At 67.3% G+C, this 25,371-nt stretch carries 24 protein-coding genes, 1 tRNA gene and 1 pseudogene; 22 read left to right on the top strand and 4 right to left on the bottom strand.

What is annotated here, in order from left to right; translation table 11 throughout:
- Positions 1-110 precede the first annotated feature (110 nt).
- The 9 genes and pseudogenes from prmB to ROV95_RS07795 form a co-directional block, all read left to right on the top strand.
- Positions 111-1,040, top strand: a complete 930-nt coding sequence (gene prmB / locus ROV95_RS07835) for a 50S ribosomal protein L3 N(5)-glutamine methyltransferase (RefSeq protein ID WP_021203410.1) — start codon at positions 111-113, stop codon at positions 1,038-1,040.
- Positions 1,037-2,140 (top strand): chorismate synthase, encoded by a 1,104-nt coding sequence (gene aroC, locus ROV95_RS07830; protein WP_058981107.1) that lies wholly within the window; start codon positions 1,037-1,039, stop codon positions 2,138-2,140. Before prmB ends, aroC begins: the two co-directional genes overlap by 4 nt.
- Positions 2,133-3,170 (top strand): D-glycerate dehydrogenase, encoded by a 1,038-nt coding sequence (locus ROV95_RS07825; protein ID WP_180876549.1) that lies wholly within the window; start codon positions 2,133-2,135, stop codon positions 3,168-3,170. Before aroC ends, ROV95_RS07825 begins: the two co-directional genes overlap by 8 nt.
- A gap of 90 nt (positions 3,171-3,260) precedes the next feature.
- A complete protein-coding gene (locus ROV95_RS07820) occupies positions 3,261-4,289 on the top strand; it encodes an aspartate-semialdehyde dehydrogenase (RefSeq protein WP_312543876.1) in 1,029 nt (342 codons plus the stop codon).
- A gap of 130 nt (positions 4,290-4,419) precedes the next feature.
- Positions 4,420-6,480: a FimV/HubP family polar landmark protein gene (locus ROV95_RS07815; RefSeq protein ID WP_312543875.1), complete on the top strand. Its 2,061-nt coding sequence runs from the start codon at positions 4,420-4,422 to the stop codon at positions 6,478-6,480.
- Between the two features lie 26 nt (positions 6,481-6,506).
- Positions 6,507-6,869: a VOC family protein gene (locus ROV95_RS07810; RefSeq protein ID WP_021203413.1), complete on the top strand. Its 363-nt coding sequence runs from the start codon at positions 6,507-6,509 to the stop codon at positions 6,867-6,869.
- Positions 6,870-6,901: 32 nt separating this feature from the next.
- Positions 6,902-7,672 (top strand): tRNA pseudouridine(38-40) synthase TruA, encoded by a 771-nt coding sequence (gene truA, locus ROV95_RS07805; RefSeq protein WP_019660599.1) that lies wholly within the window; start codon positions 6,902-6,904, stop codon positions 7,670-7,672.
- Entirely contained in the window at positions 7,669-8,325 is a 657-nt protein-coding gene (locus ROV95_RS07800; protein WP_019660598.1) for a phosphoribosylanthranilate isomerase, read from the top strand. Before truA ends, ROV95_RS07800 begins: the two co-directional genes overlap by 4 nt.
- Positions 8,326-8,395: 70 nt before the next feature.
- A pseudogene (locus tag ROV95_RS07795) lies at positions 8,396-8,824 on the top strand (peptidoglycan-binding protein); the annotation flags it as partial.
- 48 nt (positions 8,825-8,872) lie between these two features.
- Here the strand turns inward: ROV95_RS07795 and ROV95_RS07790 are convergent.
- Positions 8,873-9,760: a LysR family transcriptional regulator gene (locus tag ROV95_RS07790; protein WP_111102201.1), complete on the bottom strand. Its 888-nt coding sequence runs from the start codon at positions 9,758-9,760 to the stop codon at positions 8,873-8,875.
- A gap of 96 nt (positions 9,761-9,856) precedes the next feature.
- Between ROV95_RS07790 and trpB the strand changes: the two genes are divergently transcribed.
- From trpB to glmM, 5 genes are all read left to right on the top strand, one after another.
- Positions 9,857-11,074 carry a tryptophan synthase subunit beta gene (gene trpB, locus ROV95_RS07785; RefSeq protein WP_014647880.1) on the top strand — a complete coding sequence of 406 codons (1,218 nt, stop codon included), beginning with the start codon at positions 9,857-9,859 and terminating at the stop codon, positions 11,072-11,074.
- Positions 11,071-11,760, top strand: coding sequence for a hypothetical protein (locus tag ROV95_RS07780; protein ID WP_058981118.1), 690 nt, complete (start codon positions 11,071-11,073; stop codon positions 11,758-11,760). Before trpB ends, ROV95_RS07780 begins: the two co-directional genes overlap by 4 nt.
- 1 nt (position 11,761) lies before the next feature.
- Entirely contained in the window at positions 11,762-12,571 is an 810-nt protein-coding gene (gene trpA / locus ROV95_RS07775; protein WP_019660594.1) for a tryptophan synthase subunit alpha, read from the top strand.
- A gap of 214 nt (positions 12,572-12,785) precedes the next feature.
- The gene (gene accD / locus ROV95_RS07770) at positions 12,786-13,661 is read left to right on the top strand and encodes an acetyl-CoA carboxylase, carboxyltransferase subunit beta (RefSeq protein WP_019660593.1); all 876 of its coding nucleotides are present in this window, start codon (positions 12,786-12,788) and stop codon (positions 13,659-13,661) included.
- Positions 13,661-15,022, top strand: coding sequence for a phosphoglucosamine mutase (gene glmM / locus ROV95_RS07765; protein ID WP_111102200.1), 1,362 nt, complete (start codon positions 13,661-13,663; stop codon positions 15,020-15,022). Before accD ends, glmM begins: the two co-directional genes overlap by 1 nt.
- A 79-nt stretch (positions 15,023-15,101) precedes the next feature.
- On the opposite strand, the gene ROV95_RS07760 is transcribed toward glmM, so the two are convergent.
- Genes ROV95_RS07760 through ROV95_RS07750 form a run of 3 tightly spaced genes read right to left on the bottom strand, consistent with a single transcriptional unit; the run spans position 15,102 to position 19,004 of the window.
- Positions 15,102-15,959, bottom strand: coding sequence for a polysaccharide deacetylase family protein (locus ROV95_RS07760; RefSeq protein WP_021203418.1), 858 nt, complete (start codon positions 15,957-15,959; stop codon positions 15,102-15,104).
- A complete protein-coding gene (locus ROV95_RS07755; RefSeq protein ID WP_021203419.1) occupies positions 15,952-17,097 on the bottom strand; it encodes a glycosyltransferase family 4 protein in 1,146 nt (381 codons plus the stop codon). Before ROV95_RS07755 ends, ROV95_RS07760 begins: the two co-directional genes overlap by 8 nt.
- A gap of 20 nt (positions 17,098-17,117) precedes the next feature.
- Positions 17,118-19,004 (bottom strand): sulfatase-like hydrolase/transferase, encoded by a 1,887-nt coding sequence (locus tag ROV95_RS07750; RefSeq protein ID WP_312543868.1) that lies wholly within the window; start codon positions 19,002-19,004, stop codon positions 17,118-17,120.
- A 152-nt stretch (positions 19,005-19,156) separates the two neighbouring features.
- On the opposite strand from ROV95_RS07750, the gene ROV95_RS07745 reads away from it, so the two are divergent.
- The 8 genes from ROV95_RS07745 to ROV95_RS07710 all read left to right on the top strand — a co-directional run bounded on the left by ROV95_RS07745 (position 19,157) and on the right by ROV95_RS07710 (position 25,346).
- Positions 19,157-20,134, top strand: a complete 978-nt coding sequence (locus ROV95_RS07745; RefSeq protein ID WP_312543866.1) for a 2-oxoglutarate and iron-dependent oxygenase domain-containing protein — start codon at positions 19,157-19,159, stop codon at positions 20,132-20,134.
- Between the two features lie 751 nt (positions 20,135-20,885).
- Positions 20,886-21,641: a triose-phosphate isomerase gene (gene tpiA, locus ROV95_RS07740; RefSeq protein WP_021203422.1), complete on the top strand. Its 756-nt coding sequence runs from the start codon at positions 20,886-20,888 to the stop codon at positions 21,639-21,641.
- 31 nt (positions 21,642-21,672) lie between these two features.
- The gene (gene secG / locus ROV95_RS07735) at positions 21,673-22,110 is read left to right on the top strand and encodes a preprotein translocase subunit SecG (protein WP_019660586.1); all 438 of its coding nucleotides are present in this window, start codon (positions 21,673-21,675) and stop codon (positions 22,108-22,110) included.
- Between the two features lie 51 nt (positions 22,111-22,161).
- Positions 22,162-22,246: transfer RNA gene (locus ROV95_RS07730), tRNA-Leu, on the top strand.
- 111 nt (positions 22,247-22,357) lie between these two features.
- Entirely contained in the window at positions 22,358-22,714 is a 357-nt protein-coding gene (locus ROV95_RS07725) for an NADH-quinone oxidoreductase subunit A (protein ID WP_010486426.1), read from the top strand.
- Positions 22,705-23,259 carry an NADH-quinone oxidoreductase subunit B gene (locus ROV95_RS07720; protein WP_005410463.1) on the top strand — a complete coding sequence of 185 codons (555 nt, stop codon included), beginning with the start codon at positions 22,705-22,707 and terminating at the stop codon, positions 23,257-23,259. The genes ROV95_RS07725 and ROV95_RS07720 overlap by 10 nt, the downstream gene beginning before the upstream one ends.
- Positions 23,260-23,292: 33 nt before the next feature.
- Positions 23,293-24,042 carry an NADH-quinone oxidoreductase subunit C gene (locus ROV95_RS07715; RefSeq protein WP_005410462.1) on the top strand — a complete coding sequence of 250 codons (750 nt, stop codon included), beginning with the start codon at positions 23,293-23,295 and terminating at the stop codon, positions 24,040-24,042.
- A complete protein-coding gene (locus ROV95_RS07710) occupies positions 24,039-25,346 on the top strand; it encodes an NADH-quinone oxidoreductase subunit D (RefSeq protein WP_005417935.1) in 1,308 nt (435 codons plus the stop codon). Before ROV95_RS07715 ends, ROV95_RS07710 begins: the two co-directional genes overlap by 4 nt.
- Positions 25,347-25,371: the final 25 nt, after the last annotated feature.

Below are 25,371 nucleotides of genomic sequence, written 5' to 3'. Positions count from 1 at the left end.
GCGAAGTGGGCTCCATCATACCGGGTGAGGCCGGATCGTTTCCGCCGCAACGGATGCTGCCGCGGGCGCCAGCCCCTATAATCGGGGCCCACTTTGCCCGCAGTACCGCCATGACCGCTGAAACGGCCGCCGAACTCCACACGATCATCGATCTGATCCGCTACGGCACCAGCCGTTTCAACGAAGCCGGGCTGACCTTCGGTCACAGCTACGACAATGCGCTGGACGAGGCCACCCAGCTGGTGCTGCACAGCCTGCACCTGCCGCACGATCTGGGCCCGGCCTATGGCCAGGCGCGCCTGCTGCAGGCCGAAAAGCTGCGCGTGCTGGAACTGTTCCAGCGTCGAATCGATGAACGCATCCCGGCCGCCTACCTGACCGGTGAGGCCTGGTTCGCCGGCCTGAGCTTCAAGAGCGACAAGCGCGCGCTGGTGCCGCGTTCGCCGATCGCCGAACTGATCGAATGCGGCTTCGAGCCGTGGCTCGCCGGCCGCGATGTCAGCCGTGCGCTGGACCTGTGCACCGGTTCGGGCTGCATCGCCATCGCCATGGGCCACTACTACCCGAACTGGGAAGTGGATGGCGTCGACCTCAGTGACGAAGCACTGTCGCTGGCCGAGGAAAACAAGGAACGCCTGCAGGCGCACAACGTCACCCTGATCAAGTCGGACCTGTTCAACGGCCTGACCGGCCGCCACTACGACCTGATCGTCACCAACCCCCCGTACGTCACCAACGACGAGACCGACGCCCTGCCGCAGGAATACTCCTACGAGCCGGAGATGGGCCTGCGTGCCGGCGACGACGGCCTGGACCTGGTGCTGAAGATCCTGCGTGACGCGCCGCTGCACCTGAGCGAGGACGGCCTGCTGATCTGCGAAGTGGGCGAATCCGAGCAGCACCTGATCAAGCTGCTGCCGGAAGTCGATTTTTCCTGGATCGAGTTCAAGGTCGGCCAGATGGGTATCTTCGCGGTCGAATGCCGCGAGCTGATCGCCCACAGCGCACGCATCACCGAACTGGCGGCGCAGCGCCCGTGAGCTCCAATTCGTTCGGCAAGCTGTTCACCGTCACCACGTTCGGCGAGTCGCACGGGCCGGCCATCGGCTGCGTGATCGATGGCTGCCCTCCGGGGCTGGCACTGGACGCGGCCGAATTCGCCCACGACCTGCAGCGCCGTGCCACCGGCAAGAGCCGGCACACTTCCGCGCGGCGCGAGGCCGACGAGGTCGAGATCCTCTCTGGCGTGTACGAGGGCCTGACCACCGGCACCCCGATCGCGCTGCTGATCCGCAACACCGACCAGCGCAGCAAGGACTACGCCAACATCGGCCAGCAGTTCCGGCCGGGCCATGCCGACTACAGCTACTGGCACAAGTACGGCATCCGTGACCCGCGCGGTGGCGGCCGTTCCTCGGCGCGCGAAACCACCATGCGCGTAGCCGCCGGGGTGGTCGCCAAGAAGTGGCTGGCCGAGCGCTTCGGCGTGACCGTGCGCGGCTACCTGTCGCAGCTGGGCGACATCACCCCGGCCGGTTTCGACTGGTCGGCGGTGGAAGACAACCCGTTCTTCTGGCCGCACGCTGCACAGGTGCCCGAACTGGAGGCGTACATGGACGCGCTGCGCAAGTCCGGAGATTCGGTCGGTGCGCGCGTGGACGTGGTGGCCGACAACGTGCCGCCGGGCTGGGGCGAGCCGATCTACGGCAAGCTCGATGGCGAACTGGCTGCCGCGCTGATGAGCATCAACGCGGTGAAGGGCGTGGAGATCGGTGACGGTTTTGCCAGCGCTGCACAGAAGGGCACCGAACACCGTGACCTGCTGACCCCGCAGGGCTTCGTCAGCAACCACGCCGGCGGCATCCTTGGTGGCATTTCCACCGGCCAGCCGGTGGTCGCGTCGATCGCGTTGAAGCCGACCTCCAGCCTGCGCCTGCCGGGCCCGTCGCTGGATACGGCCGGCAATGTGGTCGAAGTGGTCACCACGGGCCGCCACGACCCCTGCGTCGGCATCCGTGCCACCCCGATCGCCGAGGCGATGATGGCGATGGTGCTGATGGACCAGGCGCTGCGCCATCGCGCGCAGTGTGGCGATGTCGGCACGGTCACCCCGCGCATTCCCGGGCAGATCGATGGCTGATACGCGGCCGACCGTGTGGGTGAGCCAGCCGCTGATCGATGCGGCCATCGCGCCGCTGCGCGATCGCGTGCAGCTGCGCAGCACCGACACCGTCACCGCCTGGGCGCCGGACCAGATCGCCGAACAACTGGCCAGCGCCGACGGCGCGATCATCACGCTCAACGAGCGCATCGGCGCGGCCCAGGTGGCCGGCGCCGCGCAGCTGCAGGTGATCGCCAATGTCGGGGTGGGCTACAACAACCTGGATGTGGACGCGCTCAGCGCGGCCGGCATCCTGGCCAGCAACACGCCGGACGTCCTGACCGAAACCACCGCCGATCTCGGTTTCGCCCTGCTGATGGCCACCGCGCGCCGCATTACCGAGTCCGAGCGCTGGCTGCGCGAAGGGCAGTGGCAGCAGTGGTCGTTCCAGACCATGCTCGGTGCCGATATCCACGGCAGCACGTTGGGCATCCTTGGCATGGGCCGCATCGGCCAGGGCATCGCTCGTCGCGGCGCGCACGGTTTCGGCATGAAGGTGCTGTACCACAACCGTTCGCAGCTGCCGGCGGCGACCGAGGCGGAATTGGGCGCGACCTATGTGGATCTGGATACGCTGCTGGCACAGTCCGACCACCTGCTGCTGGTGCTGCCGTACACGCCGGCCTCGCATCATCTGATCGATGCCGCCGCACTGGCGAAGATGAAGCCGTCGGCGACGCTGGTGAATATCGCCCGCGGTGGCCTGGTCGATGAGATCGCGCTGGCCGACGCGCTGGCCAACGGTCGCCTGGCTGCGGCGGGCCTGGATGTGTACGAAGGCGAGCCAACGGTACGCCCGGAACTGCTGGCGCTGCGCAACGTCGTGCTCACTCCGCATATCGGCAGCGCCTCGCTGGCCACGCGCACGGCGATGGTACAGCTGGCCGTGGATAACCTGGTTGCTGGGCTCGGCCTGGACGGCGGCCCGTCGCGCATGCCGAGCGCGATCAACGCTGATGCGGCGATGGCCGCGCGCGTGACGCTGGGCAAAAAAACCGGGAAACGATAGGGAACCTCCGCGCGCCCCGCTTGAGGAGGTTCCCCGAACCCAGCTGTCGTGCGTGTTTTTCCCCATTCCCGTTTTCGTGAGAGTTCCCCCATGAGCAATGCACAGCGCAGTTTCCACGTCGCCGTCGTCGGTGCCACCGGCGCCGTCGGCGAGACCATGTTGTCGATCCTGGCCGAGCGTGATTTCCCGGTCGGCACCCTGAGCGTTCTCGCCTCCGAGCGTTCGGCCGGCGGCGAGATCGAGTTCAACGGCCAGAAGGTCAAGGTCCAGGACCTGGCCACCTTCGATCCCACCGGCGTCGAGATCGCCCTGTTCTCGGCCGGTGGCAGCGTGTCCAAGGAATACGCACCGAAGTTCGCCGCAGCAGGCGCGGTGGTGATCGACAACTCCTCGGCCTTCCGTTACGACGATGACGTGCCGCTGGTGGTGTCCGAGGTCAACCCGGAACAGGTCACCAACCGTCCGCGCGGCATCATCGCCAACCCGAACTGCTCGACCATGCAGATGCTGGTGGCGCTGGCACCGCTGCACCGCAAGTACGGCATCGAGCGCATCAATGTGTCCACCTACCAGTCGGTGTCCGGAGGCGGCCGCTCGGCGATGGAGGAACTGGGCAAGCAGACCGGCCAGCTGCTCAGCTTCCAGGAGATCGATCCGAAGCGTTTCCCGGTGCAGATCGCCTTCAACCTGATCCCGCACATCGATGACTTCCAGGACAACGGCTTCACCAAGGAAGAAATGAAGCTGATCTGGGAGACCCGCAAGATCCTCGGCGATGACGGCATCCTGGTGAACCCGACCGCGGTGCGCGTGCCGGTGTTCTACGGCCACTCCGAGTCGGTGGCGATCGAGACCCGAGACAAGGTCACGGTCGCCGAAGCGCGCGCGCTGCTGGAGCAGTCGCCGGGCATCGAAGTGGTGGATCGCCACGAGGCCGGTGGTTACCCGACCCCGGTCACCCACGCCTCAGGCACCGACGCGGTGTACGTCGGCCGCATCCGCGAGGACCTCTCGCACCCGCGTGGCCTGAACCTGTGGATCGTGTCGGACAACGTGCGCAAGGGCGCAGCCCTGAATGCCGTACAGCTGGCCGAGCTGGTTGCCGCCGAGCAGCGTTGATGGAGAGGCCGGGCAATGCCCGGCCTTTTCTGTAGAGCCGAGCCTACGCTCGGCTCAGGCCATGCAGCCGAGCATGGGCTCGGCTCTACATGGGTGCGGACCTTGGTCCGCACGCTTTATAGTGTCGCCCATGAATAAACGGGCCAGGGGCGCAAAGCGCCCGCTCACCTATCTTTCCGCAGCGCTGCTCGCCTTGGCCAGCAGTTCGGCGCTCGCCCTGGGGTTGGGCGACATCCGCGTCCTGTCCAGGCCGGGCCAGCCCCTGCTGGCAGAAATCCCGGTCGTTTCGGCCGATCCGTCCGAACTGGAAAACCTGCGGGTGGCCTTGGCCTCGCCGGTCACTTTCGAGCGTGTCGGCCTGCAGCGGCCGACCGGACTGGTCAGCGAACTGCAGTTCGAGCTGACCCGCGACACGCAGGGCAGAGCGGTGGTGCGGGTGACCTCGCAGGCACCGGTGGAGACGCCGTCGCTGAGCTTCCTGATCGAAGCCGACTGGGGCCAGGGCCGCCTGGTGCGCGAGTACTCGGCGCTGGTCGATGCGCCGCCCAGTGCGCTGGCCGTGGCCGAGCCCGAAATCGTCGCGCCGGCAGGCACGCTCTCCAATACGATCGTGCGCGAACCTGCACCGGCTTTGGCAACGGTGCCAGCCGCAGAGGCGCCCGCTGCGCCGCCATCTGCGGTGGCGGCTGCAGCAGCACGCCCGCGTGCGGCCTCCGCGCCGGTCGCTGCACCGGCGGCCGATGGCAGCGTCACCGTACAGCGCGGTCAGACCCTGTCGCAGATCGCCAGGGTGGTGGCGCGTGGCAACCAGGTCAGTCGCGACCGCGCGATGATCGCCCTGCTGCGTGCCAATCCCGAAGCCTTCATCCGTGGCAACGTCAACCTGCTCAAGCAGGGCGCGGTGCTGCGCATGCCGGGCAGCGATGCGCTTGCGGCGGTCGACGCCGCCGAAGCGGCGGCGCTGGTGCGCGAGCACGCCGCGCAATGGCGTCAGGCGCGTACCGTGCCGCAACCGGCGGGCATGCTCGCACCGGTTGCCAGGGCGGCAGCCACGAACGCTTCTTCCCCGGCTGCGGCCAACGGGCCACGACTTGAGATCGCTCCGGCGCTGGCGTCCGACGCCGCGCACGCGGGCACAACCACCGGCACCGCTGCCGGCAGCGAGGGTGACATGCTGGGCAATGAACAACTGCGCCAGGCGCGTGAGGACATCGCCACCCGCGATGCCGAGATCGGTGAACTGAAGCAGCGCGTGGCCGACCTGGAGAAACTCAGGGAACAGCAGCAGTCGCTGATCGCGATGAAGGACAACGACCTGGCCGCTGCGCAGCAGCGCCTGGCGCAGGCGCCGGGTGTTCGTGATGCGGCGACACCGTGGTACTGGCTGGGGCTGCCGGTACTGCTGCTGGTGGCGGGGGCGGCCTGGCTGCTGCGTCGTCGCAAGCCGTCGCCGTTGCCTCCGCTGCGTGAGGAAGACGATGCCGCCGGCCTGGCCGCAGCGGTGCCGGCAGGTGCCGCGCTGGATGCGCTGGCCGAGCAGTCCTCGTGGTCGTCGCCTGATGCCGGCAACGGCCGCCAGGAACCGGCGATGCCTGCGTGGGCGACCGGAACCGAAGTGCACGACGTGGTGGTCGCCGAACCCACCGCTGAGCACGCGGTGCGGGCCGACCAGGAGTCCGACACGCTGCGCGACCAGGACGCGGTGGCATTGCCCGAAGCGGTGACCGATCTGCCGCGCTGGGACGATCCCGCAACCACCGGCGACGAGGTGGTCCCGGCCGAGCCGCTGCAGGACGATCGCGTTGTACCGCAGGTGCCGGCCGAAGTGGTGGTGCCCGACTACGCACTGCATGCCGAACGGCAGCCGCAGTTCCGCGGGGTGTTCGATCTGCCGGCCGACGCGCATGAGAACCCGTCTCCGGCGGATGCCGCAGGTCCCGAAGCCATCGACGGCATCGACCGTGTCAGCATCGAGGCTGCTCATTCCGACGACACCGCGTCGAGCGCACCCGCGCCTGCCGATGACGCGGGCTGGTCGCCACGTGCCGGCCAGGAGCGCCTGGAACTGGCCATTGCCTACCTCGATCTGGGTGACGCGCAGACGGCGCGCACCTTGTTGCTGGAAGTGGCCGAGGGCGGTGACCTGCACAGCCAGACGCAGGCCCGCGAACTGCTTGCCCGCCTGCCGTGACCGAACCCGCCGACAAGGACCCTGCCATGAGCCGCGAGCGCCGTATCGACTACGTTGAATTCGCCTCCAGCGACCCGGCCGCCAGCCGTGCCTTTTTCGAAACGGCGTTCGGCTGGTCATTCGTCGACTACGGCAGCGACTACACGGCTTTCGACGATGGCCGCCTGCAGGGCGGCTTCTTCCGTGGCCAGCCGCAGCGGGCCGACGACAGCGGTGCACCGCTGCTGGTGCTGTATGCCGACGATCTGGCTCCGGTCGAGGCCGCCGTGCGCGACGCCGGCGGCCAGATCGTACGCCCGGTGTTTTCCTTCCCCGGTGGCAGCCGCTTCCAGTTCGTCGAGCCCGGTGGCAACGAACTGGCGGTCTGGTCCGAACGCGATCCGGCCTGAGCGCCGCCCCACCCGCAACATCGAGGTAGCACATGCGTTATGCGCTTGGCGTCGAGTACGACGGCAGCGATTTCAGGGGCTGGCAGAACCTGGGCGAGGGTGGTCCCAGCGTGCAGGCCAGCCTCGAGCAGGCCTTGTCATCGGTGGCGGATGCGCCGCTGCAGGTGGTCTGCGCCGGCCGCACCGATGCCGGTGTGCACGGCCAGTGTCAGGTCGTGCATTTCGACACTGACGTGGTGCGTGACCCGCGCGCCTGGATGCTCGGCACCACCACCCGCCTGCCGCGTTCGATCGCGGTGCGCTGGTGCGTGCCGGTGGCCGATGATTTTCATGCGCGCTTCTCGGCACGTGCGCGCCGCTACCGCTATCGGCTGCTCAACCGCGAGGTGCGGCCCGCGCTGGATCGGCAGACCCTGAGCTGGGAGCGCCGCGCGCTGGATGAGACCCTGATGCACGCCGCCGGCCAGGCCCTGCTCGGCGAGAACGATTTCAGCGCGTTCCGTTCGGTGCAGTGCCAGGCGCTGCATGCCCGGCGTGAGCTGCAGTCATTGCAGGTCAGCCGCCAGGGCGAAGTGATCGAAGTCGCAGTGCGTGGCAATGCATTTCTTCATCACATGGTCCGCAATATCGTCGGATCGTTGATCCTGGTGGGCAGCGGCGAAAAACCGGTGGAATGGATCGCCGAACTGCTGGCTGGGCGCGACCGCACCGTAGCTGGTCCCACCGCACCGCCGCAGGGCCTGGTGTTTCTTGGGCCCCTGTACCCCGACAACTGGCATCTGCCCGCCGAGGTCACGCTATGAGCCGTTCCTACTACCGTACACGCATCAAGTTCTGTGGAATGACCCGCGCCGGCGATGTCCGCCTGGCCGGTGAGCTGGGCGTGGACGCGGTGGGTTTCATCTTTGCCCGCGAGAGCAGCCGCCGGGTCGCGCCTGCCGAGGCGCGCGCGATGCGCCAGGCAATCGCGCCGATGGTCGACGTGGTTGCGCTGTTCCGCAACAACAGCAAGGAAGAAGTGCGCGAGGTGCTGCGCACGGTACGACCGACGCTGCTGCAGTTCCATGGCGAGGAGGACGAGAGCTTCTGCCGCAGCTTCAACATGCCGTACCTGAAGGCGATCGCCATGGGGGGGCGCGAAGAGGTCAATGCCCGCACCCTGCAACTGCGCTATCCCAGCGCTGCCGGCTTCCTGTTCGACAGCCACGCGCCGGGTGGCGGTGGCGGCACCGGCGTGGCGTTCGACTGGGGCCGCGTCCCGACCGGATTGCATCGGCCGTTCCTGCTGGCCGGTGGCCTGAACCCGGAAAACGTCTACGACGCCGTGCTGGCGACGCTGCCGTGGGGCGTGGACGTCTCCAGCGGTATCGAACTGGAGCCGGGCATCAAGGACGGTTACAAGATGCGCACCTTCGTCGAGGAAGTGCGGCGCGCCGATTGCACCGTCCTGGAGTGATCCGCGTCACCTGAGGGGCGCCGGGATGTCATCGTCGACGGTGAGCCTTGCAGCAGACCCCCTCAACCAGGGACTGTCCGCCGACGGCATCGTCGGTCGCCACACCGCTGCCGCCCTGGCGGCGGGGCGTGTGCAGGGTCATGAACCCGCAGCGGCTGTGCCCAAAGGGCCGTCGCTCAACGATGCATCGCATCCGGACCACGCACTGCACAACGCTGGCCGCAGCAAGCTTCCCAGCGTGTTTTCCGAAGAGGCTGCGGCCAATATCACCCTGCATGCAAAGCAGAACGGTATCGACGCGGCCCACAAGCTGCAGAGCATCACGGTGCAGGATGGCAAGCCGTTCGTGATGGGCACGACGCCGGGCTTCCGCACCGCTGTCGATCTGGCCCAGGCGCTGCCGTCGCTGGAGCAGACCAGTGCCAAGCTGCTGGCAGATCCGTCGCACCAGCAGCAGGTGCATGAGGAGCAGCAGCGGGTCGCGATGGGCGGTCGCTGAGGCCTGCGTTGCCGGCTCCGGGAGGTGAATGCCGCCCGGGGCCTCGTCTCATCGCAGTTGCGCTGCTGCCCAGTCGGCCAGGGCGTCTACCCGTGCATCGGCCGGGCCATCCGGCCGCGCCAGCACCCAGAAGCCGCCGGTGGCCGCAAACCCCCACGGTGCGACCAGCCGGCCTGCTGCCAGATCTTCGGCCACCAGCGGCTCGGGCGCGATTGCCGGGCCCAGCCCGGCCACGGCTGCTTCCAGCAGGTAATAGAGATGTTCGAAAGCGGTGCCCAGCTGCAGCTTTGACGGGTCCAGGCGGTGTGCCTGCGCCCAGGCGGGCCAAGCCTGTGGACGTGACGTGGTGTGCAGCACGGTTTCCTGGAGCAGTGCCGAGGGCGGTGCCTGCCGCAGGCGCTGCGCCGCCGGATGTGACGGGGCCACCACCACACCGACCCGTTCCGGTGCCAGCTCGCGGACCTGCCAGCCGCGTGGCCACGGTCCCTGCGCCAGCAACAGCACGGCGTCCAGCGCCGCCTGCGCTTCGGTGAAACTGCCGTCCAGCGCCGACCACTGCAGGCGCACGCCGGGCAGGGCAGCCTGCAGCACGGGCAGGCGCGGAATCATCCAGCGTGCCAGTACGCTGCCGCTGCAGCCCAGTACCAGTGCTGGGGAGGCCGCGGGCCGCCGCAGCTCGCGCACGCAGCCTTCGATCCCGGCGAAGGCCTCGCTGCACGCTGCCTGCAGGCGCGTGCCCGCAGCGGTCAGGCGCAGGCCGCGACCGGCACGCTGGAACAGCGCCAGGCCGAGGTGATCCTCCAGCAGCTTCAGTTGCCGGCTGACCGCGCCGTGGGTGACGTGCAGGTCCTGTGCGGCGCGCCCGACGCCGCCAAGGCGGGCAGTGGCTTCGAACGCGCGCAGCGCATTGAGGGGAGGCAGCAGGGAGCGGCTCACGTGAGATTTCCTGACGATATGTGCCAGATAATATCCATTTTCCGGTCATGACCCGTGCGCTAGAGTATCCACCTGTCTGAACCACCGGTCGTATCCATGTCTGCCTCCCCCATTGCCGACTACCACGCCTTCCCGGATGCCCAGGGCCACTTCGGCCGCTACGGCGGCAGCTTCGTCGCCGAAACCCTGGTCGGCCCGCTGCAGGAACTGGCCCAGGCCTATGACCAGGCCCGCCAGGACCCCGCGTTCCAGGCGGCCTATGACCGCGACCTGGCGCACTACGTGGGCCGGCCGAGCCCGATCTATCACGCCCAGCGCCTGAGCGATCACGTCGGCGGCGCGCAGATCCTGCTCAAGCGCGAGGACCTGAACCACACCGGTGCGCACAAGATCAACAACACCATCGGCCAGGCACTGCTGGCCGCACGCATGGGCAAGAAGCGCATCATCGCTGAGACCGGTGCCGGCCAGCATGGCGTGGCCAGTGCCACCGTTGCCGCGCGTCTGGGCCTGGAATGCGTGGTCTACATGGGCGCCACCGACATCGAGCGGCAGAAGATCAACGTCTACCGCATGAAGCTGCTCGGTGCGACGGTGGTGCCGGTCACCTCCGGCTCGGCCACCCTGAAGGACGCGCTCAACGAAGCGATGCGCGACTGGGTGACCAACGTGCAGGACACCTTCTACATCATCGGCACCGTGGCTGGACCGGACCCGTACCCGCGCATGGTGCGCGACTTCAATGCCATCGTCGGCCGCGAAGCGCGTGAGCAGATGCTGGCCGAGTACGGCCGCCTGCCCGATGCGATCACCGCCTGCGTCGGCGGCGGCAGCAATGCCATCGGCCTGTTCCACGCCTTCCTCAACGATCGCCAGGTCGAGATCGTCGGCGCCGAAGCCGCCGGTGATGGCATCAGTACCGGTCGCCATGCCGCCTCCATCGCGGCAGGCCGCCCCGGCGTGCTGCACGGCAACCGCACGTACGTGCTGTGCGACGATGACGGCCAGATCATCGAGACCCATTCGGTGTCGGCCGGCCTGGACTATCCGGGCGTCGGCCCGGAGCACGCGTTCCTGGCCGATACCGGCCGCGCGCGCTACCTCGGCATCACCGACGAGGAAGCGCTGCAGGCCTTCCATCTGCTGGCGCATACCGAGGGCATCCTGCCCGCGCTGGAATCCAGCCATGCGCTGGCACAGGCAATCAAGCTGGCGCGTGAGCGTCCGCGTGACCAGATCGTGCTGTGCAACCTGTCCGGCCGCGGCGACAAGGACGTGCACACCATCGCCGCGCGCGAAGGGCTTGTGCTGTGAATCACGTGCTGCGCCACGGCGGGGCGCTGGTGCTGGTGATCGGCATGGGCGGCTGCACGCCGCCCGATCCACCGGTGCTTGCCCCGGCGCCGGCCGCCCCCGCGGCGATCGCCCCGGCACGCGAACCGGCCAGCAACGACGATGAGGCCGCACATCGCCCGATCGAGGGCGCGGCGATGTCCACGGCAGGCGACGGCGGCGAGGACCAGGCGGCCCGGGCGGTGGTGTCGGTGGCCCTGGACCATGCCGGTGAGGTGCTGATCGGCCAGCCCTTCAGCGAACTGCAGGGCGAGGCGCAGTGGCACTCGGCCGGGCTGGGCGAGTCGACCGCTGGGCGTTGCGAGTACTACGAGCGCGGCACGCTGCCCGAGGGCGTGGCGATGATGGTGCAGGACGGCGACGTGGTGCGCTTCGACCTGGCCCCCATCGACGATTCCGGCCAGGTGGTGCTGCAGCCGGGGCCGTTCGGCCTTCATCTGGGCATGCCACGCGCGCAGGCACTCCAGCAGTTGCCCAAGGGCGTTTCCACGCAACCCTATGGTGATGATGCGGAGGCCGGCGAGAGCCTGCTCTGGCAGGACCCCGGTTCCGACCTGGCGATCCGTGTGGAGATCGTCGACGGCACCATCTCCCGAATGTACTGGGGCGCCAGCGGCGCCGTTGACCTGATCGAAGGATGTACCTGACATGTCCGTATCCCGACTCGATGCCTGCTTCCAGCGCCTGCGCGAACAGCAGCGCAAGGCGCTGATTCCCTTCATCACCGCAGGTGATCCCTCGCTGGAAGCCACCGTGCCGGTCATGCACGCGCTGGTCGATGCTGGTGCCGACGTGATTGAACTGGGCGTGCCGTTCTCCGATCCGATGGCCGATGGCCCGACCATCCAGCGTAGTTCCGAACGCGCGCTGGCGCGGGGAGCCGGCAGCCGCTATGTGCTGCAGGCGGTGGCGCAGTTCCGGGAGCGTGATGCGCACACCCCGGTTGTGCTGATGGGCTACCTGAACCCGGTGGAGATCCACGGCTACGCTGCCTTCGCCGGGGCGGCCGTGCAGGCCGGCGTGGACGGGGTGCTGCTGGTCGACCTTCCGCCGGAAGAAGCCGTTGAAGCGCAGCAGGCCTTCGATGCAGCGGGCCTGGCGCTGGTCCTGCTGGCGTCGCCGACCACCAGCCAGGCGCGTGCCGACAAGCTGCTGGCCCTGGCCCGTGGCTACCTTTATTACGTCAGCTTTGCCGGCGTGACCGGCGCCTCCGAGCGTCTGGACAGCGACGCCGCCAGCGCCCGCCTGCAGGCGTTGCGCGCGCGCGCCTCGGTGCCGGTGGTGGCGGGCTTCGGCATCAAGGACGCCGGCAGTGCCGCAGCCATGGCCCGCCAGGCGGATGGCGTGGTGGTCGGAAGTGCGCTGGTGGCGGCGCTGGCCGAAGCGGGCTCGGCTGAAGACGCGGCCCAGCGTGCGCGGGCGTTCCTCGCCCCGCTGCGGCAGGCGCTGGACGCGTAGCGGTAATGCTGGCCGCTGGCCGGCATCGTCCGTACCCACCCGCGTGCAGGGCCGCCGGCCAGCGGCCGGCACCGCGCAGCACCTAAACGTACGTCCCAGCATGGTTTTTCCGGCTGCCCCGTAGCTGGCAAGGGGGTGCACGGCCGGGGAAAGCGGAGCTAGACTGTCCGCCTTTGCGGCCCATGGGCCGCCCTGAACGGAAGTGTCCTCCCGCATGAGTTGGCTCAGCAAGTTGATGCCGTCCGGCATCCGCACCGACAACACCCCCAGCAAGAAGCGCAGTGTCCCCGAGGGCCTGTGGGAAAAGTGCAGCAACTGCGGCAGCGCGTTGTACCGTCCGGAACTGGAAGAGAACCTGGAGGTCTGCCCGAAGTGCGGCCACCACATGGCGATCCGCGCGCGTGCGCGCCTGGCGGCCCTGTTCGACGCCGACAGCACCACCGAGATCGGTGCGCGCCTGGGACCGACCGACCTGCTCAAGTTCAAGGATCAGAAGAAGTACAGCGAGCGCATCAAGATCGCGCAGAAGAACACCGGCGAATACGACGCGCTGATCGCCATGCGCGGCCTGCTCAAGGGCCGTGCGCTGGTCGCCTCGTCGTTCGACTTCGCCTTCATGGGGGGCTCGATGGGCTCGGTGGTGGGCGAGCGTTTCGCGCTGGCCGCAGAAACCGCGGTCGAGATCGGTGCGCCTTACGTGTGCTTCTCGCAGAGTGGCGGCGCGCGCATGCAGGAAGGCCTGTTCTCGCTGATGCAGATGGCCAAGACCTCCGCTGCGCTGGGCAAGCTGCGTGAAGCCGGGCTGCCGTACATCTCGGTGCTGACTCATCCGACCACCGGCGGCGTTTCGGCGTCGTTCGCGATGCTGGGCGACATCAACATCGCCGAACCGCAGGCACTGATCGGCTTCGCCGGCCCGCGCGTGATCGAGCAGACCGTGCGCGAGAAGCTGCCGGAAGGTTTCCAGCGTTCGGAGTTCCTGCTGGAGCACGGTGCCATCGACCAGATCTGCGATCGCCGCGAACTGCGCGACCGCCTGTCCGATCTGCTCGCCATGCTGGGTCGGCAGCCCGCGCCGCAGGTAGCCTGATGGGTGCCCGCAAGTACTTCGGCACGGACGGCATCCGTGGCCGGGTCGGGCAGGGCGTGATCTCGGCCGACTTCGTGCTGCGCTTGGGCAATGCGCTGGGCCGTGTCCTGCTCGCCCAGCGTGGCCAGGACGGACGCCGGCCGATCGTGGTGATCGGCAAGGACACCCGCATTTCCGGCTACATGTTCGAGGCGGCGCTGGAGGCCGGCCTGGTCGCCGCCGGTGCCGACGTGCAGCTGCTGGGTCCGATGCCGACCCCGGCGGTGGCGTTCCTGACCCGCACGCTGGGCGTGGACGCCGGCATCGTCATCAGCGCCTCGCACAACCCGCATTACGACAACGGCATCAAGTTCTTCTCGGCCCAGGGCGAGAAGCTCGACGATGCCACCGAGCTGGCCCTGGAGGCGGCGCTGGACGTTCCGTTCACCACCGCCGAATCGGAAAAGCTGGGCAAGGCATTCCGTGCACGCGAAGCGGTCGGCCGCTACATCGAATTCTGCAAGGCCAGCGTGCCGCGCACATTCGATCTGCGTGGCCTGCGCCTGGTGCTGGATTGCGCGCATGGTGCCACCTACCAGATCGCGCCGCTGCTGTTCCGCGAACTGGGTGCCGAGGTGATCGGCATCGGCGCCGAGCCCAATGGCATCAACATCAACGCCGGCGTGGGCTCCACCCATATCGACAACCTTGCGGCCAAGGTCCGCGAGACCGGCGCCGATCTCGGTATCGCCTTCGATGGTGATGGCGACCGCGTGCTGATGGCCGACGACCAGGGCAACCCGGTCGATGGCGATGACCTGCTGTACATCCTGGCCCGTGCCTGGAAGGCCGAAGGCCGCCTGCGCGGCCCGGTGGTCGGCACGCTGATGAGCAACTATGGCATCGAGAAGGCCCTCGCCGACCTGCAGATTCCATTCGTGCGCAGCAATGTCGGCGATCGCTACGTGCACCAGGCGCTGATCGAAGGCGGTGGTGTGCTCGGCGGTGAAGCCTCCGGCCACCTGCTGTGCCTGGACCGCGCCACCACGGGGGACGGCATCGTCAGCGCCCTGCAGGTGCTGGTCGCGCTGCGCAACAGTGGGCAGACCCTGCGCCAGGCGCTGAAGGGCCTTGTGCGGGTACCGCAGAAGACCGTGAACGTGCGTCTGGGCAATGTCCCGGCCAAGACTGCGGTGCAGTCTGAAAGCGTGCAGTCCGCGCTGGCTGTGGCGCAGCAGGCTGTCGCCGGCCGTGGCCGCGCGTTCCTGCGCCCGTCCGGTACCGAGCCGGTGGTGCGGGTCACGGTCGAGGCCGATGACGCCACGCTGATGCAGGACACGCTGGACCGCCTGTCCGCAGCGGTGCGTGAAGCCGCTGCCTGAAGCGCGTGCACATTCGCACCAACGAAAATCGCCCCGCAAAGCCGGGGCGTTTTTCATTCAACCGGCAGGGGCGTGGTGCTTAAGGCCCCGGCACCATCTTCTTCTGGCGCGCTTTGAAGCCATTGAACAGCGGCGCGATCAGCGGGTTGTAGCTCTGCGCGATGCGCTTGCGCAGCCAGCTGGCCGGGCGGTTGCGGATCGCGAAGCGGTAGATCCGCTCCGGATCACCGCCGACCACGTTGCGGCCGAACGGGTGCGTGGTGTGCAGGTAGCGGAAGCCCTGCTCGCGTGCCACCTCGATGTGGTCCTGGTCGAAATCGCCGTAGGGCCAGCACAGCGTATCGGACACCTCGCCGAGCTTGTCCTGCAGGACGTCGCGCGAGATCGCCAGATCCCGGCTGAGGCCCGCACGGCGCTGCGCACGGTCCAGATCGTCGCGGCGCAGCCAGCGGGTGTGGGTGTGGGTATGGCAATGCACTTCGAAGGTGCCGGCGGCAATGGCTGCGCGTGCTTCGCTCCAGCGCATCATCACGTCGTCGCTGCGGTCCTGCTCGTAGATCGCCGCTTCGCAGCCACGATGGTCCGGCGTCGACGGCAGTGCCGCGCCGGCAATGCCGGCGTGCGGACGTTCCGGGCCTTCGCCCATCCAGCCGGTGACCACGAACACCACCGCGTGCATGCCGTACTTCTGCAGGATCGGGTGCGCATACACCCAGTTGTCGAGATAGCCATCGTCGAAGGTGATGACGATCGACTTGCGCGGCACCGGCTTGCCGGCCAGGAAGCCGGCGTACTGTTCCAGCGTCAGTGAGGTCCAGCCATTGGCTGCCAGCCACGCAATCTGGCTTTCGAAGTTCTCCGGCGACACGGTGATCATGCCCGGCGAAGGGCTGACGTGGTGGTGCATCAGCACCGGAACGGTTCGTGCATCAGCCATGTCCCAGCTCCTTCAGCCACTGGTGGTAGTAGTGTTCGGTCGCTTCACCGTGGCCGTCCGGCGTGAAGCGATGTGCGCCGTGCATCCACTCCCAGCCAGCGCGCCCCATCTGCCGTCGCCGTTCCGGGTCGTCCACCAGCAGGCGCAATGCACCTGTCAGGGCGGCATTGTCACCCAAACGGGTGAGAATCGCATTGCTGCCATCGATCACCATTTCCGGCACGCCGCCCACCCGCGTGGCGACGATCGGTACGCCCACGTAGGCCGCTTCCAGGAATACGGTGCCGGCCGCTTCCTTGTGCGAAGCCAGTGCGAAGATGTCGAAGCCGGCCATCAGCCTGCAGGCTCCATCGCGGTAGCCGAGCAGGTGGACCTGGCGCTGCAGCCCGTGCTCGGCGCACATCGCCTGCAGTCGTTCCGTCACGGCCTGGCCATCACCGACAATCACCAGGTGCAGGTCCGGGTTGGCTTTGCACAGCGGCACCATCGCCTGCAGCAGGTCGGCATGGCCTTTGGGCTCACGCAGCACGGCCACGCAGCCGACCACGATGTCCTGCTCGCCGAAGCCAAGCTCGGCACGCACTTCCGCGCGTACGTCCTGCAGGCACTGCCAAGGATCGGCCTTGCGGATATCACTCCAGCGTGGAGGCACCGCGATTGGCGGCACGATACCAATGCGCTCGGCTGGAATGCCGCGGTCGACCAGCAGTTGCTTGACGAAGCTGCTGACGGTCAGCACCCGGTGTGGAAGCCCGGTATAGGTCAGCAACGAGTTGACCGGGCTCATCAGATGGCGCGAGCGCACCACCAGCGGCGTGCCGCCCAGGCGTGCACCGGCGGCGGCGATCAGCGCATCGCGGCGGCTGGTGGTATTGACCACGTCGAAGCGTTCGCGGCGCACCAGCCGCGATACCGACCACATGCCGCGCAGCAGGCGTGCCAGGCCGCCCATGCGCAGCGTATGCACGGTGAATCCGTCCTCGCGTGCCAGTGTGGCCAGGCGTGCATCGGGCTGGCACAGCAATGACACCTCATGGCCACGCGCGCGCATCACCTGCATGTGCCGGAAGATGTAGATCTCCTGCCCGCCCATTCCCTTGGCGGCTTCGGTATGCAGGATGCGCAGAGGACGGTTCATGCAGGATCGGTCCTTGAAGATCAGCGGTTGCGGAAGCGGGTCAGCGCTTCCCATGCAGAGCGGATGGCTGCGGCGTCCGGAGCCTGCTGCGGCAGCGGGCGGTAGTGCCGGTCGAGCGCGGTGGCGTTGCCGAACTTGTCGAATACGTAGATGGCATCGCCATGGCGTACAGCGCGTTGCGACCAGCTCTCCACCACCAGTGCACGTTCGCTGGCGGCGGGCGTGGCCAGCAGGTCCTGGCCGGTACTGAAGTCCGTCAATGCGTTCTCGCAGCCCAGCGCATGGCGCATCAGCGTCGGTACCCAGTCTTCGTGCGAGCTGGTGCGGACGTCGCGGCCAGCGGCCCTGCCTGGCCAATGCAGCACGAACGGGACCTGCAGCTGGTAATCGGAGAAGTTGCCGTTGTGGCCCCAGTAGTTCAGCTTGAGGTCGTTGAACTCTTCGGCATGGTCACCGGTGACCAGCACGATGGTGTCCTCGGCCAGGCCCTGCGCGCGCAGGTCGTCCAGCAGCGAACCGATCAGGCTGTCGGCATAGTGCACGGCAGTGCGGTAGCGGTTGAGTTCCGGCGTCGGGTCGTGGTCCGGGCCGAAGGACAGGAAGTCGATCTCCTTGGCCATCGGCGTGGCTACCGGTGGGTAGCTGGCGGGCAGGTGGTAGCCGGCGTGGGTGGAGTCGAGGAACACGAAGCCGAACCATGGGTGCTGCGCCGCCTGGCTGCTGCGGATGTCATTCCGCAGCGCGGCGACGATGGCTGCGTCGCGCTTGTCGGGGGTCAGGGCGGAAGGGCCCTGGTGCAGCCGGTCGCGCACATCGGCAAATGCCGTGCGATCGAATTCCGGGCTGTACAACGGCGCGCTGCCGTACAGGTGCAGGTCGTAGCCCTGCTGGCCCAGCACCTGGAACAGCTGCGAGCCGCGCTGTTCGTCCAGCATGCTCTGCCAGTAGCCGCCGGGCAGGCCGTAGAGCAGGCCGAACAGGCCGTAGCGGGTGGCATTGCCGGTGCTGAAATGGCGATCGAACACGCGCGCGTCCTGCGCCAGCGCCGACGTGTTGGGCATCAGCTGCGGCGTCAGCACGTCCTGGCGCAGCGATTCCAGCACCACCATCAGCACATTGGGGCGGTGTGGGTTCTGGCAACGCAGGGGCTGGAGCGGATACAGCAGCTGCGCATGGCGCGGGTCGGGCAGGCCCGCCTGCTGTTCGCTTATGACCCCGAGCCTGCGCATGAAGCTCTTGGCGGTGATCGGCTGTGCCCAGGGCAGGAAGTTCCACTGCGCGATGACGGCACGGTCGCCGCGGGCATCGTAATAGGCCGTGGCGGCTTGGCCGCCGGCCATCAGCAGCGCAACGATGGCCCACCCCTGCAGGACCCGGCGGCGGCGCGGCCGGGCGGGCAGCAGCTTCCAGCATGCCCAGGCCAACAGTCCTTCAGCCGTGAAGATGGCGGCCACCAGCAGTCCGGCCTGCAGCCAGGTCTTCCACGACAACGCGACCTGGTCCTGCAGCGCACCGCCGAACACCATGTTCACCACCATGGCATTGAGGTGAAACCGATACAGAGTGAAAACCTTTGCATCAACCAGCAACAGGCACAGCCACAGGCCCTGCAGCAGCACGGCGCTGAGGCTCAGGGGGCGTGCGCTGCGCGGCCAAAGGCCCATCAGCAGCGGCAGCAGGCCGGCGAGGGCGCCGAATGCCAGCAGGTGACCGGGCAGGGCAACGGCCAGATAGGCCAGGCCCACGCTGCCCCCCGGGTTGTCTGCCAGCGGTACGTTGCCGAGCGTGATCGCCATGGCCAGCAGCGCGTTGCCGGCCACGAACAGCGACCACCACGCCAGGCGGCGCCAGTGGCGTGCGGGGCCGGAGGGCAGGGCGGTGTCGGCAGAGGGAGCAGCAGGGCGCATGAGGGACTGGGGCGGCGGGTGATGCAGGCGGCGGGATCCCCGGGGTGACGGAATCGTGGGGCCGCGCGCGGGTCGCGCATTGTATCTGTTTGTTTCTTCGTATCGGGTGGCGTCCCCCGGGCGATCTGTCACAATGTTCAGGTGGGCCATGAATGCGCTGGCCCCCCAGACCCAATGACAAGCCAGGAACCGCTGTGAGCCAGATCCCCACCCTCGACATCACCCGTTTCGACAGCGACCGCGAGGCCTTCGTGGCCGAGCTGGGCGCGGCCTACCGCCAATGGGGATTCGCGGGCATCCGCAACCACGGCATTCCGCAGGCCGACATCGATGCGGCCTACGATGCCTTCAAGGCCTTCTTCGCCCTGCCCGAAGAGGTCAAGCGCAAGTACCACGTGGCCGGCAGCGGCGGCGCCCGCGGCTACACCCCGTTTGGGGTGGAGACCGCCAAGGGCTCCAAGCACTTCGACCTGAAGGAGTTCTGGCACATCGGCCGCGAGATCGCCGACGACTCCAAGTACCACGATGTGATGGCGCCGAACCTGTGGCCGACCGAGGTCGAGGGCTTCCGTGAGCGCGGCTACGGCCTGTACCAGGCACTGGACAACCTGGGGTCGCGCGTCCTGTCGGCGCTGGCCCTGCATATCGGCCTGCCTGCAGACTTCTTCGCCGACAAGACCAACTTCGGCAACTCGATCCTACGCCCGATCCATTACCCGCCGATCACCACCGACGACATCCCGAACGTGCGTGCTGGTGCCCATGGCGACATCAACTTCATCACCCTGCTGGTCGGTGCCAGTGCCGCAGGCCTGGAAGTGCAGTCGCATGATGGCGAGTGGGTGCCGTTCACGTCAGACGCGGACACCATTGTGGTCAACATCGGCGACATGCTGCAGCGCCTGACCAACCACGTGTATCCGTCGACCATCCACCGCGTGGTCAATCCCCCGGGCGAGCTGGCGCGCCAGCCGCGCTACTCGGTGCCGTTCTTCCTGCACCCGAACCCGGACTTCCTGATCGACGTGCTGCCCTCGTGCATCACCCCGGAGAACCCGAGCCGGTACCCGGAGCCGATCACCGCCCACGGCTTCCTCGAGGAGCGCCTGCGCGAGATCAAGCTGAAGTAATGAAGAAGCCGCCGAAAGGCGGCTTTTTCATTACGGGTAGCGCCGGGCCATGCCCGGCGAGCGCAGCGGAGGGTGTTCGGCAGGGCTGCACCCTGCACCCGCAGAGGCCAAAGCCAAAGTCAAAGCCAAAGCGGCTCTGGGGTGTTCCGTGGGGAGGCGGGGAGGTGTCGGATGGCGGGGACGCCGTGGACCCATCCCTGGGGGCTTGGCCGCGGCATCCATGCCGCGGACACCCCGCCATCCGACACCTCCCCGCCTTCGACAGTTTCCCGGTGACGGTGGGTAAATCGCGATTCCCGGTGGGTGTCGACCTTGGTCGACGCGGTAGATCCACGCCTTGCGTGGATGAAATCTGTCGGATCGAAGTGGGGTAGGGGTTGGTCCAGCCAGCATCAACCCGGGATGCAGCTTTTGCCTTTGCTCTTGCTCTTCTTTTTTTCTTTCCGTGGCGGGCGGAACCGCCGGAATGTGTCAAAGGCCGGGCGGGTGGGGCTGCGCAGGGGCGTGAGCCGCATGGATGCGGCGATCGAGCTTACATGGACGTACTTGCAGCGCCCCCTGCGCAGTCCCACCCGCCCGGCCAAGCCCCAGATCTAGCCGGGCTCTCCGCGACCAACCAAACCCCGCCCCCCCCCTCCGCCACGAGGGGCTGCGCCGTTGGCTGAAAATCCATGTAACCGCTTACAAGGAAACGGATTTTTGCCGCAGCGGGTATCATGCTCGGCTGACTTCACACAGGAGCCACCCGCTCATGCGCCGCAAGATCGTCGCCGGAAACTGGAAGCTGCATGGCAGCCGTCAATTCGCCAATGAACTGCTGGGGCAGGTGGCTGCCGGGCTGCCGCTGGAGGGGGTGGACGTGGTGATCCTGCCGCCGCTGCCCTACCTGGGGGAGCTGGTCGAGGACTTCGGCGAGACCGGCCTGGCCTTCGGCGCGCAGGACGTGAGCAGCAACGAGAAGGGCGCCTACACCGGCGAGGTCTGCGCGGCCATGCTGGTCGAGGTTGGGGCCCGCTATGGCCTGGTCGGCCATTCCGAGCGCCGCCAGTATCACCATGAGAGCAGCGAGCTGGTCGCGCGCAAGTTCGCCGCCGCCCAGCACGCCGGCCTGGTGCCGGTGCTGTGCGTGGGCGAGACCCTGGAACAGCGCGAGGCCGGGCAGACCGAAGCGGTCATCGCCAGCCAGCTGGCACCGGTGCTGGAGCTGGTCGGCGCGGCAGGTTTCGCCAATGCTGTGGTCGCCTACGAGCCGGTCTGGGCCATCGGTACCGGCCGTACCGCCAGCAAGGAACAGGCACAGCAGGTGCACGCGTTCATCCGTGGCGAAGTCGCGCGCATCGATGCTAGAATCGCTGATTCACTGCCCATTGTTTACGGCGGTAGCGTGAAGCCCGACAATGCCGGGGAACTGTTCGCGCAGCCGGATGTCGATGGTGGGCTGGTCGGCGGCGCCTCCCTGGTGGCCGCGGACTTCCTGGCCATCGCACGGGCGGCGGCCGCGAACTAATCCTAGAAGTATTGTCCGAGGGCGGTTTCCAATGCTGATGTTGATCCTCAATGTCGTCTACGTGCTGGTCGCTGTGGCCATGATCGCGCTGATCCTGATGCAGCGTGGCTCGGGTGCGGCGGCAGGTTCGGGCTTTGGTGCTGGTGCCTCGGGCACGGTGTTCGGTGCGCGCGGCGCCTCGAACTTCCTGTCCAAGTCGACCAAGTGGCTGGCCGTGGTGTTCTTCGGCATCAGTCTCTTCATGGCCTGGTATGCCGGACACGGCAGCCGCCCGGCGGCCGACCAGGATCTGGGTCTGATGTCCGCCCCGGCGGCCAGCGCGCCGGCGGCTCCGGCGGGCGAACTGCCGGCCGTTCCGAAGGCCGATGCGGTCCCGGCCGCCCCGGTTCCGGCGGCGAATGTGCCGGCTCAGGCGGAATCTTCGGTTTCTGGTGAAGAAAAGCCTTCGGAAGGCTCCCAGAAACACTGAAGCCGGTTACAATACGCGGCGCATCGGGAAGATAGTCTGATGTGATCGTTTGCCCAGGTGGCGGAATTGGTAGACGCACTACCTTGAGGTGGTAGCGACGCAAGTCGTAGGGGTTCGAGTCCCCTCTTGGGCACCATTTGTAAGTAAAGCGGGTTCGTCTGGCGCGCAAGGCGCCAGGCAGATTCCCGTCCACTCCCCCATGCCAAAGCGCCTGCAGGCGCGGCGGCAGAGGCAAGAGAGAATCGCTGTGCTGGCCGAATATTTGCCGTCTCTGCTGTTTCTGATCGTTGCCACCGGTATCGGCGTTACGCTGATGCTGGTTGGTCGATTCCTCGGTCCCCGCCGCCCCGATCTGGAAAAGCTCTCGCCGTACGAGTGCGGCTTCGAGGCCTTCGAAGACGCGCGCATGAAGTTCGATGTGCGCTACTACCTGATCGCGATCCAGTTCATCGTCTTCGACCTGGAAATCATCTTCATCGTGCCGTGGACCCAGGTCTTCATGGAACTGGGCGCCCGCTCGCTCATCACCATGGGCCTGTTCGTCGGCATGCTGTTCCTCGGTTTCATTTACGTCTGGAAGAAGGGAGCGCTGGAATGGGAGTGATTCAGACTCTCGATGGCCTCATGAACAACCCCACGCCGGAAGGCCGGGTTGATGACATCCTGCGGCCGGAAGGCGACAACCCGCTGCTGGAGAAGGGCTTCGTCACTACCAGCGTCGATGCACTGCTGAACTGGGCGCGCACCGGCTCGATGTGGCCGATGACCTTCGGCCTGGCCTGCTGCGCCGTCGAGATGATGCACGCCGGTGCCGCGCGCCTGGACCTCGACCGCTACGGCGTGGTGTTCCGCCCGTCGCCGCGTCAGTCCGACGTGATGATCGTGGCCGGCACCCTGGTCAACAAGATGGCCCCGGCGCTGCGCAAGGTCTACGACCAGATGCCGGACCCGAAGTGGGTCATCTCGATGGGTAGCTGCGCCAACGGTGGCGGCTACTACCACTACTCCTATTCTGTGGTGCGCGGCTGTGATCGCGTGGTGCCGGTGGACGTCTACGTCCCGGGCTGCCCGCCGACCGCCGAGGCGCTGGTGTACGGGATCCTGCAGCTGCAGAAGAAGATCTGGCGTACACAGACCATCGCCCGCTGACCCCTTCACCTGACAAGAGCGCGCCAAGCCCCCATGGCAGAGCAAGCATCCTTCATCGACCGACTGTCCGCACGTTTCGCTGGTGCGAAGGTCATCGTGGTCGAACCCCGCGGCGAAGTGACGCTGGAAGTGCCTGCCGCCGAGTGGCACGCCACCGCCCTGGCGCTGCGTGACGAGTTTGGTTTCGAGCAGGCCGTGGATCTGTGCGGCGTCGACTACCTCGGCTACGGCTCCGACGAGTGGGACACCGCCGATGTGTCCTCGCAGGGCTTCAGCCGTGGCGTCGAAGGCAAGGCCCAGGGCCGCTTCGCGTGGGGCGAGTTCCCCACCGAGGAAAACGGTGCCGACGGTGCCCGCCCGCAGCACATGCCGACCCAGCGCTTCGCCGTGGTCGCCCAGCTGCGTTCGTACCAGCACAACCTGATGATGCACCTGCGCTGCTTCGCCCCTGACGAAGCGCTGCCGGTGGTGTCCTCGCTGACCGGCATCTGGCCGGGCCTGAACTGGTTCGAGCGCGAAGCGTTCGATCTGTACGGCGTGATCTTCGAAGGCCACCCGGACCTGCGCCGGATCCTGACCGACTACGGTTTCGTCGGCCATCCGTTCCGCAAGGATTTCCCGCTGATCGGCAATGTCGAAGTCCGCTACGACGAAGAAAAGAAGCGCGTGATCTACGAACCGGTCACCTCGGTGGAGCCGCGTGTCGGCGTGCCGCGCGTGATCCGCGACGACGCCCGTCTGCAGACCGCAGAAGGTGAGCGCGCGCAGGAGGCAGTGAAGTGAGCCACGTACACCAGGCTGGCGAAGCGTTCGCCAGCAACGCCGCCGAAAGCCGGCAGGAAATCCGCAACTACACCATGAACTTCGGCCCGCAGCATCCGGCCGCTCACGGTGTGCTGCGCCTGATCCTGGAAATGGACGGTGAAACCATCATGCGCGCCGACCCGCACGTGGGTCTGCTGCACCGTGGTACCGAAAAGCTGGCCGAGTCCAAGCCGTTCAACCAGTCGATCGGCTACATGGATCGCCTGGATTACGTGTCGATGATGTGCAACGAGCACGCCTACGTGCGCGCGATCGAGACCCTGATGGGCATCGAGGCGCCGGAGCGTGCCCAGTACATCCGCACCATGTACGATGAAATCACCCGCATCCTCAACCACCTGATGTGGCTGGGCTCCAACGCGCTCGACCTGGGCGCGATGGCGGTGATGCTGTACGCCTTCCGCGAACGCGAAGAGCTGATGGACTGCTACGAAGCGGTTTCCGGCGCGCGCATGCACGCGGCGTACTACCGTCCGGGCGGTGTCTACCGCGACCTGCCGGACCACATGCCGAAGTACAAGGAATCGCGCTGGCACAAGGGCAAGGCGCTGAAGCAGCTCAATGCTTCGCGCGAAGGCTCGCTGCTGGACTTCCTGGAGAACTTCACCGTCGAGTTCCCCAAGCGCATCGACGAATACGAAACCCTGCTGACCGACAACCGTATCTGGAAGCAGCGTACCGTCGGCATCGGCGTGGTCACTCCCGAGCTGGCCCATCAGTGGGGCATGACCGGCGTGATGCTGCGCGGCTCGGGCATTGCCTGGGACCTGCGCAAGAAGCGTCCGTACGCCAAGTACGATGCCGTCGATTTCGACATCCCGCTGGGCAAGGAAGGTGACTGCTACGACCGCTACCTGGTCCGCGTTGCCGAAATGCGCGAATCCAACCGCATCATCAAGCAGTGCGTGGCGTGGCTGAAGGCCAACCCGGGCCCGGTGATGGTGAAGAACTTCAAGGTCGCTCCGCCCAGGCGCGAGGACATGAAGGACGACATGGAAGCGCTGATCCACCACTTCAAGCTGTTCAGCGAAGGCTACTGCGTACCGGCCGGCGAGACCTACTCGGCGGTGGAGGCCCCGAAGGGCGAGTTCGGCTGCTACCTGGTCTCCGATGGCGCCAACAAGCCGTTCCGCGTGCACCTGCGCGCGCCGGGCTTCGCCCACCTGTCCTCGATCGATTCGGTCGTGCGCGGCCACATGCTGGCCGACGTGGTGGCGATGATCGGTACCTACGACCTGGTGTTCGGCGAGGTTGACCGGTAATGCCGTCCGCTACGCCAACGCCCGC

The sequence above is a fragment of the Stenotrophomonas maltophilia group sp. msm1 genome, from assembly GCF_032025805.1.
Lineage (GTDB): Bacteria > Pseudomonadota > Gammaproteobacteria > Xanthomonadales > Xanthomonadaceae > Stenotrophomonas > Stenotrophomonas hibiscicola.
Note: the sequence above shows the minus strand (reverse complement) of the source record. Positions and strands in the feature narration are given on the sequence as shown.